The sequence below is a fragment of the Chitinophagaceae bacterium genome (genome assembly GCA_016699815.1).
GTDB lineage: Bacteria > Bacteroidota > Bacteroidia > Chitinophagales > Chitinophagaceae > Ferruginibacter.
Genome location: CP065012.1, coordinates 1,324,425 through 1,340,685 on the forward strand (window position 1 = coordinate 1,324,425; position 16,261 = coordinate 1,340,685).

Below are 16,261 nucleotides of genomic sequence, written 5' to 3' on the forward strand. Positions count from 1 at the left end.
ATTAATTGCCTGTTTATTACAGCCTGCATTATTTTGGTAATTTTTATAAGCTATGCCTCAGCCTAAAAAAATTGTATTTATAAAGCCCTTTAACCCTTACCTGCCGGAATTAAAGGCCTATATGGAATATTTTTCCCGGCATGGTTACGAAGTGCAGACGGTAAAAAACACCCGTGAACTTTCGGGTATGCGTTATGATGTAGAATGGCATTTCATGGGTATAGACAGGGTTCCTTACAAAAAAGGTGTAATCAAAATACATGAGTATGGTTCACTTTCAACACCTCCACTTTCGAGATTAAAGAACATAATAAAAAAACTTATTTCCCGCAAACCACAGTTTAGGGTATTTTTAAATGAAGCTGTTAAAAACACCTTTGCCTTTAACGATAATGTTGCTTCCTGCATTAGGGATATGGGTGTTGGCAACTCTTTTTTAAACGCAATAAACCTGCCGCAGCAAAAACAATATGATTTTTGCTACCTGGGCAATATGCATCAATTAAGGCAACTTGAAGACATGCTGGTGTATTTTAAAGAACGGCTTAAAAACAAAACTATATTATTAATTGGGGAACCAACCCCGCATCTAAAAAATAAATTTGGCAATTGTACAAACATACACTTTACCGGCATGTTAAATTATGATGAGGTGCCCAAGGAGTTGGCTAAATGTAAATTCGCAATAAATTATGTACCCAACATACATCCATATAATATTCAAACCTCTACAAAAGTTTTAGATTATTGTAGTTGCAATTTAAATATCATTACTAATAGATACGAATGGATTGAAAAGTTTGAATCGGACAACCAGGCTTCTTTTCTTTTTTTAAAAGATGATTTTTCTAATTTTACCTTGGAAAATATTGAATCCTTTGAATATAAAAATCCAAAAATGCAAAGTTTTGAATGGAATTCTGTTATTGAAAAAAGCGGGCTTCCCATTTTAATTGCCGGCCTTCTTAAATAAGGCATGTGCATTAATCCCTATCAATAATATACAAAAAAACGGGATACAGGGTATCTTGTATCTTACCAGCGACCCAAAATTTGGAGTGGTAATACCCACAATAAACCCAAAAGCCAGGCAAAATACCAGGCAAAACAATAGCACTTTGTCTTTAAACAAAGCAATAAAAAACCCAACCGGACCGGCCCTGAAAAGGGTATATAAAAAAAACAACATGAAAATTGTGCTTTCAAAAGCACTCAAAAACATTATGGGGCTTGAGGACTCCCAAAAATACGGCCTAAAAAAAACTGCATTTATAACTTTGGGTGAAATTTTTAGCAGGCCTTTTAAACTAAGGTCTACTTCTCCCAATTCAAAGAAAGACCTTCCCTCACCCCGGTCTTGAACTCCTTCAAAATTTTTTCTTTTTTCTGCAATGGTTTCACTTATTACATCCGTTGTCATTTCCTCCATTTTACTCTCCAACTGCAGGGTAAAAGCATATACCAGTATCACTATTAATACAAGTACTAAAGGAATCAGAATTTGCTTTATCAACATATTGGTAATACTGGCTCTTATTTTTAATATCCATAGTATAAATATTGCCGGCAGCAAAGCCAGTGCTATGTAATATTTGGTAATAAGCAATAACGTACCAAACAATACTAAATAGCCAAACTCCTTAGCTGAAAACTTTTTAAACATTAAATAAAAAATGCCATGTATCAAAAATCCAATACACATAATACACAAAGTATCTTTTAAAATAGCGCTGCTCCAAAATACTACACTGGGTATAAATAAGCAGGCCAATGCAAGATTTCTTTTTATATTGGGATAAAGTGGGGCAAACGCTTCAAACAATTTCCACAATCCCAAAAAAGACAGTATACTAAAAAATAATGTGGTAATGGTGAAATTTCTAAAAGTAAAAAAACTAAAAAAAGCCACTATCCGCATAGGCATAAAATTGGCTTCATGCTCAATATATCCTTCGTGTTCATAATTACCCTTGCTCATTTTATAATTCCAGTAGTCTTCTGCAGGAGCAAAAAGATATTTTAGATTGGCTGGGTTTTCGGTTATGTACTTATTGAGTTGTACACCTTCTTCATAATACATTATTGTATCTCCCTTGCCAAAAAAATACTGGGTAAGCAAAACAAATATCACGGCAAAAAGCATTTTTACCCTAAAAGCCCAGGTAAAATAGGTAGCCATTTCTTTAGAAAGATGCAATACCTTCAACCGGTAATACTGCATACATTTACTAATAATAAGCAGGTAAACAGGCAATAAAGCAAAATCCCAATAAGTTATTACCTGCTTCAAATTAATTTTTTAATTAAAGGATTAATTTTCCTTATTTATATTTTTGTAAATTTACGCCCTAAAATTATGCATACCATTTTAATTACAGGTGGCGCCGGTTTTATTGGCTCACACCTTACCCGGTTATTTGTAAACAAATACCCACAGTACAAAATAGTAAACCTCGATGCCCTCACTTATGCCGGCAACCTGGCCAACTTAAAAGATATTGAACAGGCGCCCAACTACCATTTTGTAAAAGGCGATATTACCGATGGCGAAATGGTAAAGCAGCTTTTTGCCAGCCATCAATTTACTGCTGTGCTGCATTGTGCGGCCGAAAGCCATGTAGACAGGTCTATTACCGATCCGCTGGCATTTGTAAAAACCAATGTAATGGGTACGGCAAATTTATTGCTGGCCGCAAGGGAAGCCTGGAAAGATAATCTAACGGACAAAATATTTTACCATATTTCTACCGATGAAGTGTATGGCTCACTTGGCGAAATCGGCTTTTTTTACGAAACCACGCCTTACGACCCACGCAGCCCATACTCTGCCTCTAAAGCATCCAGCGACCATTTGGTAAGGGCTTTTTACCACACTTATGGCTTGCCGGTAAAAATTTCCAATTGTAGCAACAACTACGGCCCCTTTCACTTTCCCGAAAAACTCATACCGCTCAGCATCAATAACATTATAAACAACAAGCAGCTGCCTGTTTATGGCAAAGGCGAAAATATACGGGACTGGCTCTATGTAGAAGACCACGTTAGTGCAATAGACGTTATTTTTCACAACGGTAAAATTGGTGAAACCTATAACATAGGTGGCCACAACGAGTGGAAAAATATTGATTTAATAAAGGAGCTATGCCGGCAAATGGACAGCAAGCTCAACCGTAAACCCGGCACCTCCGAAAAGCTCATAAGCTTTGTAAAAGACCGTGCAGGCCACGATATGCGCTATGCCATAGATGCCACAAAACTTAAAACAGAACTCGGCTGGGAACCCTCCCTGCAATTTGAAGAAGGCCTTTCAAAAACAATTGACTGGTATTTAAACAATAAAAAATGGCTGAGCAATGTAGTAAGCGGAAATTATGCCAGCTATTACCAGGAACAATATGGGAAGATGATTTAGCGGTTGATAATGGTTGAAGTTAGTTGTGATGGATTGAGGAGTTAAGATGTGTTGAAGTTAATAATATTTGGTTTAGTGAATTAAGAAATATTTCGTAAAATTGGATATCTAAACCTTACTAAACTAATTAATCATTCATCAAAACCCATTACATGAAAACGTACTCATTTGAAAAGTTGGAATGCTGGCAGCATGTAAAAAATTAGCAGTGTGTACCTATAAAAACACCCAAAAATTCCCCGGAGAAGAAATATTCGGCCTCGTATCACAAATGAGGAAGTCAACCATTACTATTGCATTAAATGTAGCAAAGGAACTTCCCGAAAAACTTATAAAGTCCATTCGTATTTTAGTACCATTTCTTACAGCAGCGCAATAGAATTATTAAATAACTTGATTATAGCAAAAGATTTAGGATATTTATCAAATGAACAATATATAGAAGTAAGGGAGCAAGTGGAAATACAAACATTTTTAATTGCAAGATTAAGAAAATCACAACAATCAATAATCAAACAAAACCCTAAACAAACCTAAAACCTCTAAACCTTCTAAACTACCTTTACCCTATCTAAGCAAACCTAAACATAATGAAAGGAATAATACTAGCAGGCGGCTCAGGCACAAGACTCTACCCAATAACGATGGGAATAAGCAAGCAACTCATGCCTATTTACGACAAGCCCATGATTTACTATCCGCTCAGCACATTAATGCTGGCAGGTATAAAAGATATATTAATAATAACCACGCCAGAAGACCAGCAGCAATTTATGCGCCTTCTCGGCGATGGAAAAAAATGGGGCTGCAATATTGAATATGCAAAGCAGGAAGTACCCAACGGCCTTGCACAGGCGTTTGTAATAGGTGAAAAATTTATTGGCAACGATAAAGTAGCATTGGTGCTGGGCGATAATATTTTTTACGGCAGCGGTTTTAGTAAGCTGTTGCAGCAGGCTGCAAACTCGGGCCAGCCTACCATATTTGCCTACCCCGTGAGCGACCCTGAAAGATATGGTGTAGTAGAGTTTGATGAAAACCTTGCTGCAGTAAGCCTTGAAGAAAAACCGCTAAAACCAAAAAGTAATTTTGCCGTGCCCGGCCTATATTTTTACGATAACTCCGTTGTGAAAATAGCCAAAGAATTAAAGCCCGGCCCAAGGGGCGAATACGAAATTACCGATCTAAACAAAATTTACCTGGAACAAAAAAAGCTGCAAGTTGCCGTTTTAGACCGTGGCTTTGCATGGCTCGATACCGGCACCTTTGACTCCCTTAGCGATGCCAGTGAATACGTAAGGGTAATTGAAAAAAGGCAGGGCTTAAAAATTGGTTGCCCCGAAGAAATTGCCTGGCGTATGGGATTTATTAATTTAGACCAGCTTAATTCGCTGGCTCAGGGCTTAATTAAAAGCGGTTACGGCCAGTATTTGCTCAATATTATAGAGAAACAATAATTTCCAAATAACTTTGAGCATTCAAATATCCGTTGAAGAAAAACATTGCCCATATCATCCAAAACCTCGGCAAAGGAGGCGCAGAAACTATTTTAGTTGCTGAAGTAAATGAATTAACAGAGTTTAATAATATTGTAATTACTTTGTTTAAAGGCAATGCATTCCCGCAATTTCATCCACATAAGCTCATTTGCCTCAATATTAAACATTACCTGATTACTCCATTTTATTTTTTTCGCTTTAGAAAAATATTGAAGCAAAACAATATTTCTCTTGTGCATTCCCATTTATATTGGGCCACTATTTTGGCAAGGTTTGCCACACCGGCACATATACCTTTGGTAACTACTATACATACTTATGTTTCACAATCTATAGAGTATAAAAAAAAATTAATGCAATGGCTGGAAAAATTCAGCTATCGTTTTCGGCCATCCATTATCATGGGCGACTCTATAGGTGTGGTAAACGAATATTTTGAATTTTTTAAACTCCATCCACACAAAAAAATTGAAGCATATTCCTTTGTAGATCCCCGGGTTTTTGCAAAACGAAAAGAAGTATTTAAAACCGCTACTTCAGCAGAAAAATTTACACTCATAACCGTTGGCAGGCCCACCATCCAAAAAAACCATACTTATCTTTTAGATGCCTTCCGTATGCTAAAGCATGATAACTTTGAGTTACATATTTACGGAATGGGCGACCAGTATGAAGATTTAAAACAACAAATAGAAAAGGAAAATTTACCGGTAGTGCTGAAAGGGGCCGCCAGCAATATACAGGATATAATACCGCTGTATGATTTATTTACTATGAGTTCCTTATACGAAGGCTTTTCTGTAGCAGTGCTGGAAGCAATGGCGCTTAAAATGCCTATAATGCTCAGCAACATCGTTTCTTTCAAGGAACAGGGAGGCGAAGAAGTTATCTATTTTGATTTAAACAACCCCAATGATTTTGTACAAAAATTAAAATCTATTGCTGCCGATAAAAATAAACAACAAAAAATGGCCGAAGGCGTTTGGAAAAGGGTTATGGATAATTTTACCTTAGCCCATCACATGGCAGCACTTAGAATAGCTTATACCAGTGCGCTAACCGAAACCAATAATTAATTATGTGCGGAATTTCAGGATTTGCAGATTTTAAAAAACTCACTACAAAGGAGCAATTAGAAAAAATGAACCGCTCCATGCAACTGCGTGGACCCGATGGGGAGGGATATGCATTTTACCAAACTCCGTACGCCTCAGTTGGCCTTGGCCATCGCAGGCTTAGCATTATTGACCTAAGCAATGCTGGCAGCCAGCCGCAGCATTTTGGGCAATTTCATATCACTTTTAATGGTGAAATTTATAATTACCGTGAACTAAAAGACGAACTTATTGCCAAAGGCCACCAGTTTGTAAGCCATAGCGATACCGAAGTGATACTCCATGCCTATGCAGAATGGCAGCAAGCCTGCCTACAAAAATTTATTGGCATGTTTGCCTTTGTTATTTATGACGAAGCAAAGCAAGAAATTTTTGCAGCTAGAGACAGGGCAGGTGTAAAACCTTTTTTTTATTACTGGAACGATGATTTGTTTCTTTTTGGCTCGGAACTAAAGGCATTAATGCAACACCCAAATTTTAAAAAAAATATCAATATTGATGCAGCAGGCGCATATATGCAATTTGGCTATGTGCCTGCGCCTCATTGTATTTTTACAGATACTTATAAATTAAAGCCCGGCCATTTTTTTCACTTTACCGTATCCAAAAAAGAAATAAAAATTGAGCAATATTGGAGCGTGTACAATGCTTACAATAAACCTACGCTCAATATAAGCCTGCCCGAAGCCATAGAGGAAACAGAAAAATTATTGCTTAGTGCATGTCAGTACCGCATGGTAAGCGATGTGCCCGTGGGTGTTTTTTTAAGTGGAGGCTACGACAGCAGTTGTGTTACCGCTTTATTACAGGCAAACAATACCGAAAAAATTAAAACTTTTACCATTGGCGTACCCGATGCCGGGCTTAATGAAGCCCCTTATGCAAAAGAAATTTCTGCCCACCTAGGCACACAGCATACGGAGTATTATTGCACTGCTGCCGAAGCTTTGGAAATTGTACCCAAGCTTCCTTATTACTATGATGAACCGTTTGCCGATAGCAGCGCTATACCCACAACACTGGTGAGCAGGATTGCCCGGCAGCAGGTTACCGTAGCCTTATCTGCCGATGCAGGAGACGAGGTTTTTGCAGGTTACAACCGGTATGATTATATTACAAAGCTGGGCAATAAACTCAGGCTCATGCCGCAGCCGGTAAGAAATGCCGCAGCCGCAGTAATGGATAAAATACCGGCAAACAGCATCCCTTACTTTAATAAAAAATATTTATTTACCAGCAGGTACGAAAAAGTAAAAAACCTTTTTAAAAATGCTTCTGCAGAAAATTTGCTCATGAGCCTTACCAAGCAAATGGATGATGCTGCCATAAAAAATTTATTTAAAAGTAATATTCAAAAATTAGATACGGCTTTTGATAGTAAGGAATTGACAAAAGAATATAATTCGCCGCTGCCGTATATAATGGCCATTGATTACGAAACCTATTTGCCCGACGATATTTTACAAAAAGTTGACCGGGCAACCATGAGTGCAAGCCTCGAAGGTAGGGAGCCTTTTCTCGATCACCGGATTATTGAATGGGCAGCGCAATTGCCCATTGATTTAAAATACAACAAAGGCATAAAAAAATATTTATTGCGGCAAATAGTACATAAATATATTCCACAAAATTTATTAGACCGGCCAAAAATGGGCTTTGGTATACCCATTGCCTCCTGGCTGCAAAATGAATTAAAAGCCATTGTAGATTTTTATTTAAGCGATTCGTTTATTGAAAAGCAGGGCTTGTTCAACAACAATGAAATTCAAAAAATTCGCAACTCGTTTTATAAGGGCAAAACAGAAAGAGCCGAAAAAATTTGGTACCTGCTTATGTTTCAAATGTGGTACGATACCTGGATGAATAAAAACCCGGCAGGCTCATGAAAGAACGTTTAATTAGCATATATAAAAACACCACTTACCGCACAGTTGCCACTTACGTATTTGTACTCTTTTTTTCCCGTGGCGTATCGTTTTTATTGCTGCCATTATTTACCAACCCAAAGTACTTAACACCGGCAGACAATGGCATGTTGAGTATTTTTTCCAGCAACCTTATTTTGCTTACACCCTTCATCACCCTGGGTTTGGTACAATCTTCCTCCAGGGATTTTTTTGCCAAAGACGAAGAAAGTTTCAAAAAATCGTTTACTCAAAATATTATTATAGCACTGGTCATGATGGTTTTGGTAATTGGTTTTTTACTCCTCTTTAAAGATTATTTCAACAATAAGCTGCATATTAACGGCATGTTGTTGTTTATTATCCCCTTGCTCATATACCTTACCCTGTTTAACGACATGTTTTTAACCATACTAAGAAACAAAAATGAGGTAAGGTTTTTTTCCATTATCAATATTTGCAAAACAATACTGGAGTATGGCGCATCTGTACTATTAGTAGTATTTTTATATAAAGGCTGGTACGGCCGTATAGGAGGAATTATTATTGCCGCAGTAACCATTAATTTCGTAAGCATGTTTTACTTATGGAAAAAACAATACCTCAGGTTTGATTTTAAATTAAAACACATTTCAGAAGAGATCAAATTTAGTGTTCCCATTATTTTATTTCAGCTTTGTGTTTTTATGCTTGGCCTCAGCAACAAAGCATTTTTGGCGTTTTTTAAAATAGATGAAGCTGAAATTGGCATATATGCCATTGCCACTATTTTTGGCGCCATGGTTGGCGGCTTTTCATACGGCGCATCCTACTACACACAGCCGCAGCTTTACAAAGCATTTAAAGAAGAAGGCATTTCTTATACCGTATTTAAACCGCACCTTTTGCGTTTTATAAAACTGGTAAGCATTATTACATTGGGTTGCATAATTACAGTACTTTTTCTTTATTATTTTTTTATCAACAAACTTTATATAAAAGGCATTGGTTATTTTTTTGTTGGCGCAGCAGCTTCTTACCTCTGGTCAATTAATAATTTTTATTTTCAGGTGCTCATTTACAGTAAGTGGAACAGGAAAATGTTATACCTTACTGTTTTGTCCTTACTCTTGTCTTTTACAACAAGGTTTATTATGGTAAAATATTTTGGTATTTGGGGAGATGTGTGGAGTACATTCTTAAGCACAGTATTTTTTACCGTACTTATTTTTATTTTTTTAAATAGTTTTATCAGGCAAAAAGAGAAAATCAACACTACCGTAATTTCGAAATAATGAATACACTGGCTCCTGTTGCATTTTTTGGATATAACCGCCCCAGCCATACAAGGCGAACGCTAGAAGCGCTGATGCAAAGCAGGCTTAGCGACAAAACTTCTTTGTATATTTTTATAGACGGCCCAAAACCTAATGCAAACTCTGAAGCAATTGAAAACAATAAAGCGGTAAAGAATGTAGTAAGGGAAAAACAATGGTGCAAAGAAATAAAAATTGTGGAAGCGCCCGGGAATAAAGGATTATTTCACTCCATTGTTGATGGTATAAATGAAGTTTTAAAAACAAATGAAACGGTAATTGTGCTGGAAGATGACGTACAGGTTTTTCCGGGTTTTTTAAAATACATGAATGATGCACTTGGTGTTTATGCAAATGAAGGGCGGGTGATGCATATAAGCGGGTTCAGCAAACCTCAATTTGAAAATGTAGCGCTTAAAGAAAGTACTTTCTTTTTTAACCATACTACCTGCTGGGGTTGGGCTACATGGAAAAGGGCCTGGAGCAAATTTAATCCCGATCCGCTGCTTTTAATGAAACTGGCCAGGCAAAAAGGCAATTTAAAAAAACTCAATATCAACGGCACATTTGAAAATTACTGGAGCCTTCATTCTATTGCCCATAAAAAATTTCAAAGCTGGAACACACTTTGGCATACCTCTGTTTTTTTAAACAATGGCCTTTGCCTGCATCCTGCAAAATCGCTTACGGCTAATTTTGGTTTTGACGGCAGCGGTACCAACTGTGATGTAAGCGGACAGGTTGGCAACAATGAGTTTTTTGCAGAAGATTTGCCTGTATATCCTATACCATTAGAAAATAATGAAGAGATTATTAAGCACAACACATATAAAATACATTCGTTCAGGTTTAGGGCTATTTTTTACCTAAAACATAAACTTAGGTTTTTATTCAGAAGATAAACACAACATTTTTGAAACCCGATAAAAATATACTATTTATATCTCATGACGGCATGACGGATCCACTAGGACAAAGCCAGGTAATTCCCTACTTGCAAGGCATTAGCCGTAGCGGGCCATATCATTTTTATATTTTAAGCCTCGAAAAAAAAGTTGCTTACGAAAAAAATAAACAAATAATAGAACAATCACTTAAAGGGTATAACATTACCTGGGTTCCCTTGACTTACCATAACAAGCCGGCGGTTTTTTCTACTTTATATGATAATTTTAAATTGAAAAAAGCCGCTGCAAATCTCCATAGGCAACATCAGGTACACATGGTACATACCCGGAGCGGTATGCCTGCATTAATAGGCCTTTGGCTCAAAAAAAAATTCGGTATTAAGTTTTTGCACGACATAAGAGAATTTTATGCCGATGGCCGTATAGACGGCAAAATGTGGAATTTAAAAAATCCTGTCTACAATATTATTTACCGCTACTTTAAACAAAAAGAAAAACAAGAAATACAATATTGCGACGGCATCAACTGCCTTACACATGCTGCAGAACGCATCATAAAAAAATTGCCTTATTACAATAGCAAAACCCCTTTGCAGGTTATTCCATGCAGTGTAGATATGCAATTATTTGATCCACAAAAATACGGTACAGCATCAATTGCCGAATTAAAAAAAGGGCTGGGTATCCAAGCCAATGAAATTGTTTTTAGTTACCTGGGCTCTATTGGCGGCTATTATTTAACCGAAGAAATGATAAGATTTTGTAAACTCGTTGCCGAAAAATTTCCGCTGGCAAAATTCCTTTTTATTTCCCCTCACAGGCACGAACAAATTTTAGCAGTAGCTGCCCAATATGGGCTATCCACAGATAAAGTAATTACCGTAAACGCCAAAAGGGCCGAAGTACCGCAATGGCTTGCCATAAGCAACTATTCTTTCTTTTTTATTAAACAGGCATTTTCAAAACTTTCCTCTTCACCCACCAAGCATGCCGAAATAATGGCCATGGGCATTCCTGTAATTACCAATAATGCTGTAGGCGACCTGGAAGAAATAATACGTAACACCGCCACAGGCTTTGTACTCAAAGATTTTACCAATGAATCATTTATGAAACTGATTGACCAATTGGCCGGGGAAAATAATTTTAATAAAGCAGCCATAAGAACCGAAGCGGAAAAATATTATGCATTACCTAAAGCCATACAAAAATATACAGCCTTATATACAGCAATACTGGAGGAATAATTAAGCTGTTATCATTTCTGCTTTTTTTACCACTGCTTTTTTCCCTTTCTTAATCAGCTTATCGTTATAATATAATATTAGAAAAAGCATAATTACATAAAACGGCATACAGGGTATTTTATACCTTACCAATGTGCCAAAATTAAGGGTGGAAGCGCCCACAAAAAGGGCAAATGAAATAGAAAAAATAAAACAGAAAAGTACGGCTGATTTTCTAAAAATGGCTCCAAAAAATGGCCTTATTCCACAACGCAGCAATACTGAAATTGTAAATAACATCAGGATTAAGCTTTCAATAGATGAAAGTATTGTAGAGATTTTTTTTGACTCCCAAATATATGGCCGGAACAGTGTGGCATTAATGGCTGCAGGAGCTGTTTTAAGCAGGCTCACCATACTTCCGTCGTATGTAACGCCCAAGGTAAAATACGAACCTTCCCCGCCACGGTTTTGCTGCACCTTATAACTATCCTGCAAATCAACAATACGTTCTTCAATACCTTCTTTTGCAAAATTGCCAATCCCTTTTTCCATGGTATCGGATAGCTGAACAAAGCCCACTAATCCCAGAAAGAAAAACAAAAGCACCACAAAAACCCTTGCCAAAGTATTTTTTACCAACCCCACATTGAGCAAAACCAGGTAAATACCAATGGCTGGTAAAAAAGAAAGCAAAATGTAAATTTTAAGGATATATAGCAACCAGGCAGAAAACAATACAATAAGAAAATTTAAGAGTAGCTTTCTTTTAGCATAAAACAAATGATACAGCGAGTAAGTAAACCATCCTAAAGCGCCCACACAAAGCGTATCTTTTAATATACCCGAACTCCAAAATAAAAACGTAGGCAAAAAAAGAATGGAAATTGCCAGTTGTTTTCTCAATTTTGGAAACTGCTCTTCAAAAAAAATAAAAAGCTTCCATGCTCCAGTAAAAGCCAGCATCCCAAATATAAGATTGGTTGCCATAAGCCTGCCAAAAGTGAAAAAACAAATTATAGAGGCAAAACGCACCACCATGTAATTATTTTCTGTGGTTAAATATCCCAGGTTGTGGTTAAAATACAACAGGTTTTCATCAAACTCATGTGCCGGCTGAAAAAGAAGATAGAGGTTTGAAGGATTGCTTATTATTAATTTATAAAAATTATACGCTTCGGGAAAATAAAGGTCCACCGTATCGCCACGGGCAATTAAACCAAATAAACTATAACAAAGGCTGCTAAATACCCTTGCCCAAAAGGCAATTATAATTATTTTACGGTGTTCGGGCTTGCAGGTTTTGCTTAGCTGTTTACACAACAGAAATAAAACTAAAGTAATTAATAAGAACATGAAAAAATCTAATAACCCCATCTTCCTTTTTACTTTAAATATTAAAAAAGCGAATTTATTCTATTCAATTTAAATCCGTCATACTACAAAACTACATGGTTGTGAAATAGTTAGTTTACGGATGGCCGGTTCTTTTGTTGTAGCATTTAAAAATGAAAAATAGCCCATTTTATTCAAAAAAAACGCAATAATAGGCTCATTTCTACGTTTTTATACTGTCCAATAAGTATTTCTAACATTCTAATGAACTGCCATGCAATCCATTATTACCTTCAATTCTATAAATAGTGAGCCGCTTCAAGAGCCCGTTTTTAATAAGCTCCGTGTTGCCTTTAAAAAAACTGAGCCTGTACCTGTAGTAAAATTAAATCCCAAAAAATTAATTCGCATTACCACCGTTCCTATGGCCTTAAAATATCTTTTGCCGGGGCAAATGAAATTTATGAAAGAGAATGGGTATGATGTATTGATGGTAAGTGCAAATGGAAAAGAACTTGCCGATGTAATTGCCCATGAAAAATGCCGGCATAAAATTGTACCCTTTACCAGAAAAATTACACCCTTACAAGACCTTAAATGCTTATATCAACTGGTAAAATTATTTCGTAAAGAAAAGCCCAATATTGTACATACCCATACACCAAAAGCCGGCTTGCTCGGCATGCTTGCAGCAAAAATTTGTGGTGTAAAAACCCGTATCCATACGGTAGCAGGATTGCCAATGATGGTTGAAAATGGGGCAAAATTTAAACTGCTTAAATGCATTGAAAAAATTACCTACATGGCGGCAAGTAATGTATGGCCAAACAGCGCTTCGTTAAAAGAATACATAGTTGCACATAAGCTGGCCAATCCTTCAAAACTGGATATTATTGGTAAAGGCTCCAGCAATGGCATTAATTTAAACAGGTTTAATACTTCAGGGCTTATGCTCAATAAAATTGCCACTACGGAATTGCAAATAAAATTTTCAAAGCAAAATACTTACCTGTTATTTATGGGCAGGTTGGTAAAAGATAAAGGTATTGTAGAGTTAATTGAAGCTTTTGCACAGTTGCAACCCATGTATCCTCACCTCAGGCTCATACTTGCAGGGGAGTTTGAAAATACATTGGACCCTTTGCCCCAGGATACCATTTCTGCCATAACAAAAAACCCGGCGGTAATCCATATATCCTGGACAAATGATGTGGAGTATTTTATGCACCTTGCCGATGCTTTTGTCTTTCCATCGCACAGGGAAGGCTTCCCTAATGTGTTGCTCCAGGCTGCAGCTATGAAGCTCCCGGTAATTTGCAGCAAAATTGCAGGCAATGTAGATATTGTTCAAAATAAAAAAACCGGGCTGCTTTTTAATACCGGTAATGTTACCGAACTTATAGAAGCAATTGAATATTCCCTTACTCAAAAAAAGCAAATGATCGAAATGGCTGCTGATTTACAAAAAATTATTTTTTCCGATTACCAGCATACAGCCATCTGGCAAAAAATATTGCAACAATATACACTGCTTCAAGCCTATAAAAAAACGGTAACAGTAGCTACTCCACAAAAAAATCACCCATTTATTGAACGGTGCAGGCAGCTTGCCAGCCAGCTTTTACACCCGGGGTATAATATGGAAAATCAGCTTTCCAGCGAGTGATACAGCCATAAAATAATGATTTTCAGCGTTAGTTTTCCGTAGTTTTGCTGTCTTAATCAACTCATACTTTATTTGCAAAAGGCAAAACTTATTAGAATTACCACGGTACCAATGGCGCTTGCTTATCCTCTTAAAGGCCAGTGCTCTTATATGCATGAAAATGGTTTTTATGTAATAATGGCCAGCGCCGATGAAAAAGAGTTAAGCACCCTGCTTAAAAATGAAATTTGCCCACATGTAGTGGTTCCTATGACCAGGAGCATAACTCCTTTTGGTGATTTAATATGCCTTTACAAGCTGGTAAAACTATTTACAAGAGAAAAGCCTGAAATTGTTCATAGTGAAACTCCAAAGGCAGGCTTACTGGGAATGATGGCAGCAAAAATGGCCAGGGTTCCAATAAGGATTCATACCGTTGCAGGTATGCCGCTAATGGTTGCCACTGGCGCAAAACTGAAACTGCTAAAATTTATAGAACGTTTTACTTATTCCTGTGCCACAAATGTGTGGCCAAATAGTGAATCACTAAAATCATTTATTTTAGAAAACAATTTCACCAAAAGTGAAAAACTGGAGGTAATTGGCAAGGGGTCTTCCAATGGTATCGACCTTGCCAAATTTAACAAAACACTGCTACGCAATAATGCATTAGAAGAAATAAAGAAAAACATTGCTTACGATAAAAACTGTAAGTACCTGCTTTTTGTTGGCCGTATTGTAAAAGACAAAGGTATTTCCGAGTTGGTAAATACGTTCAACCAGTTATTAAAAAAAGATCCTTCACTCAAGCTGGTGCTAGTAGGCCAGTTTGAAAAACAACTCGATCCACTTTCGCCTGCAATTGAAAAAGAAATTACACACAACAATTCCATCATCCATATTTACTGGTCGGGCAGGGTAGAATATTATATGTCGCTTGCCGATTTTTTTGTGTTTCCGTCTTACAGGGAAGGCTTCCCAAATGTGCTGCTGGAAGCCGGAGCTATGAAGCTGCCGATAATTTGCAGTAATATTGGCGGCAATATAGATATTGTAAAACACAAAGAAACAGGGCTTCTTTTTGATACCTACAATGAAGCCGATATGCAGGAAAAACTGGCATGGGCATTACAAAACAAAGAGGAAATGATGAAAATGAGCGAAAGCCTTTACCACACAGTTTCTACGGAATATAATAGGGAAAAATTTTGGGCTCAAATGAACTTGCAGTATAAAAAACTCATTAAAGAAAACAACCTTTAAAACCAAAGTGCATGATACTTGTAGGATATAGCGGCCATGCATACGTTGCCTATGGCATTGCCCAGGCTGCCGGCATTGCCGTTTCAGGATATTGCGATAGTGAAGAGAAAACCCAAAACCCTTTTAACCTCACCTGGTATGGTTCCGAAGAAAGTGATGCTGCAAAAGCAGCAATAAAAAAAGTCGGCTATTTTGTAGCAATTGGCGATAATAATATTCGAAAAAAAGTAACGAAAAAATTAATTACCGGCTATCCTTCTTCCAATATCATTCATCCCACTGCAGTAATTGCTGCAGATGCTTTTATAAAAAATCCAGGCATAATGGTAAGTGCCGGAGTAATTATTAATCCATTAGCTATTATTGAAGCAGGCGCAATTTGCAATACGGGTTGCATCATTGAACACGAATGTGAAATAGGCAAATATGCACATATTGGGCCAGGAGCTATCCTTTGCGGCAATGTAAAAGTGGGCGAATGCAGCTTTCTTGGTGCAGGCGCCGTAATAAAGCAAGGCATTGTAATAGGCGCAAATTGTATAATAGGTGCCGGCGCTGTGGTGGTAAAAAATGTTGCCGATAACTGCCAGGTAAAAGGTGTGCCTGCCCAATAAAATCGCTTTTTAAAAAGCCCTTTTTAAGGCATATATTTGCAAAAA

The 16,261-nt window shown here is 37.1% G+C and carries 13 protein-coding genes and 1 pseudogene; 12 read left to right on the plus strand and 2 right to left on the minus strand.

Translation table 11 applies throughout. From position 1 onward, the window contains the following. Positions 1-52 precede the first annotated feature (52 nt). Complete coding sequence (locus IPO46_05870; GenBank protein QQS64106.1) at positions 53-973, plus strand: glycosyltransferase family 1 protein; 921 nt, start codon at positions 53-55, stop codon at positions 971-973. Here IPO46_05870 and IPO46_05875 read toward each other — a convergent pair. Next, entirely contained in the window at positions 950-2,290 is a 1,341-nt protein-coding gene (locus IPO46_05875; GenBank protein ID QQS64107.1) for a hypothetical protein, read from the minus strand. The two genes, IPO46_05870 and IPO46_05875, sit on opposite strands and share 24 nt — an antisense overlap. A 66-nt stretch (positions 2,291-2,356) precedes the next feature. Between IPO46_05875 and rfbB the strand changes: the two genes are divergently transcribed. From rfbB to IPO46_05915, 8 genes and pseudogenes are all read left to right on the plus strand, one after another. Beyond that, complete coding sequence (gene rfbB / locus IPO46_05880; protein QQS64108.1) at positions 2,357-3,412, plus strand: dTDP-glucose 4,6-dehydratase; 1,056 nt, start codon at positions 2,357-2,359, stop codon at positions 3,410-3,412. Positions 3,413-3,564: 152 nt separating this feature from the next. Beyond that, a pseudogene (locus IPO46_05885) lies at positions 3,565-3,949 on the plus strand (four helix bundle protein). Positions 3,950-4,002: 53 nt separating this feature from the next. Next, positions 4,003-4,869, plus strand: coding sequence for a glucose-1-phosphate thymidylyltransferase RfbA (rfbA, locus tag IPO46_05890; protein QQS64109.1), 867 nt, complete (start codon positions 4,003-4,005; stop codon positions 4,867-4,869). A 32-nt stretch (positions 4,870-4,901) separates the two neighbouring features. Further along, on the plus strand, positions 4,902-5,987 hold the full coding sequence (locus tag IPO46_05895) for a glycosyltransferase (protein QQS64110.1): 1,086 nt from the start codon (positions 4,902-4,904) through the stop codon (positions 5,985-5,987). A 2-nt stretch (positions 5,988-5,989) separates the two neighbouring features. Further along, complete coding sequence (gene asnB / locus IPO46_05900; GenBank protein QQS64111.1) at positions 5,990-7,912, plus strand: asparagine synthase (glutamine-hydrolyzing); 1,923 nt, start codon at positions 5,990-5,992, stop codon at positions 7,910-7,912. Continuing rightward, positions 7,909-9,204 (plus strand): oligosaccharide flippase family protein, encoded by a 1,296-nt coding sequence (locus IPO46_05905; protein ID QQS64112.1) that lies wholly within the window; start codon positions 7,909-7,911, stop codon positions 9,202-9,204. The genes asnB and IPO46_05905 overlap by 4 nt, the downstream gene beginning before the upstream one ends. Further along, positions 9,204-10,127: a hypothetical protein gene (locus tag IPO46_05910; protein QQS64113.1), complete on the plus strand. Its 924-nt coding sequence runs from the start codon at positions 9,204-9,206 to the stop codon at positions 10,125-10,127. The genes IPO46_05905 and IPO46_05910 overlap by 1 nt, the downstream gene beginning before the upstream one ends. A 53-nt stretch (positions 10,128-10,180) precedes the next feature. Next, a complete protein-coding gene (locus IPO46_05915; GenBank protein ID QQS64114.1) occupies positions 10,181-11,380 on the plus strand; it encodes a glycosyltransferase in 1,200 nt (399 codons plus the stop codon). On the opposite strand, the gene IPO46_05920 is transcribed toward IPO46_05915, so the two are convergent. Beyond that, positions 11,381-12,682 (minus strand): hypothetical protein, encoded by a 1,302-nt coding sequence (locus tag IPO46_05920; protein QQS64115.1) that lies wholly within the window; start codon positions 12,680-12,682, stop codon positions 11,381-11,383. It abuts the gene before it with no gap. 286 nt (positions 12,683-12,968) lie between these two features. Here IPO46_05920 and IPO46_05925 point away from each other — a divergent pair, with 286 nt between their 5' ends. From IPO46_05925 to IPO46_05935, 3 genes are all read left to right on the plus strand, one after another. Then, positions 12,969-14,360 carry a glycosyltransferase family 4 protein gene (locus IPO46_05925; GenBank protein ID QQS64116.1) on the plus strand — a complete coding sequence of 464 codons (1,392 nt, stop codon included), beginning with the start codon at positions 12,969-12,971 and terminating at the stop codon, positions 14,358-14,360. A gap of 72 nt (positions 14,361-14,432) precedes the next feature. Continuing rightward, the gene (locus IPO46_05930; protein QQS64117.1) at positions 14,433-15,602 is read left to right on the plus strand and encodes a glycosyltransferase family 4 protein; all 1,170 of its coding nucleotides are present in this window, start codon (positions 14,433-14,435) and stop codon (positions 15,600-15,602) included. Positions 15,603-15,613: 11 nt separating this feature from the next. Further along, entirely contained in the window at positions 15,614-16,216 is a 603-nt protein-coding gene (locus tag IPO46_05935; protein ID QQS64118.1) for an acetyltransferase, read from the plus strand. The last annotated feature ends 45 nt before the right edge of the window (positions 16,217-16,261 follow it).

Excerpts from the sequence above, each read along its gene's own strand:
- IPO46_05915 (QQS64114.1), top strand. The coding sequence starts at position 10,181 with ATGACGGATCCACTAGGACAAAGCCAGGTAATTCCCTACTTGCAAGGC.
- IPO46_05870 (QQS64106.1), top strand. The coding sequence starts at position 53 with ATGCCTCAGCCTAAAAAAATTGTATTTATAAAGCCCTTTAACCCTTAC.
- IPO46_05910 (QQS64113.1), top strand. The coding sequence starts at position 9,204 with ATGAATACACTGGCTCCTGTTGCATTTTTTGGATATAACCGCCCCAGC.
- IPO46_05925 (QQS64116.1), top strand. The coding sequence starts at position 12,969 with ATGCAATCCATTATTACCTTCAATTCTATAAATAGTGAGCCGCTTCAA.
- asnB (QQS64111.1), top strand. The coding sequence starts at position 5,990 with ATGTGCGGAATTTCAGGATTTGCAGATTTTAAAAAACTCACTACAAAG.
- rfbB (QQS64108.1), top strand. The coding sequence starts at position 2,357 with ATGCATACCATTTTAATTACAGGTGGCGCCGGTTTTATTGGCTCACAC.
- rfbA (QQS64109.1), top strand. The coding sequence starts at position 4,003 with ATGAAAGGAATAATACTAGCAGGCGGCTCAGGCACAAGACTCTACCCA.
- IPO46_05905 (QQS64112.1), top strand. The coding sequence starts at position 7,909 with ATGAAAGAACGTTTAATTAGCATATATAAAAACACCACTTACCGCACA.
- IPO46_05935 (QQS64118.1), top strand. The coding sequence starts at position 15,614 with ATGATACTTGTAGGATATAGCGGCCATGCATACGTTGCCTATGGCATT.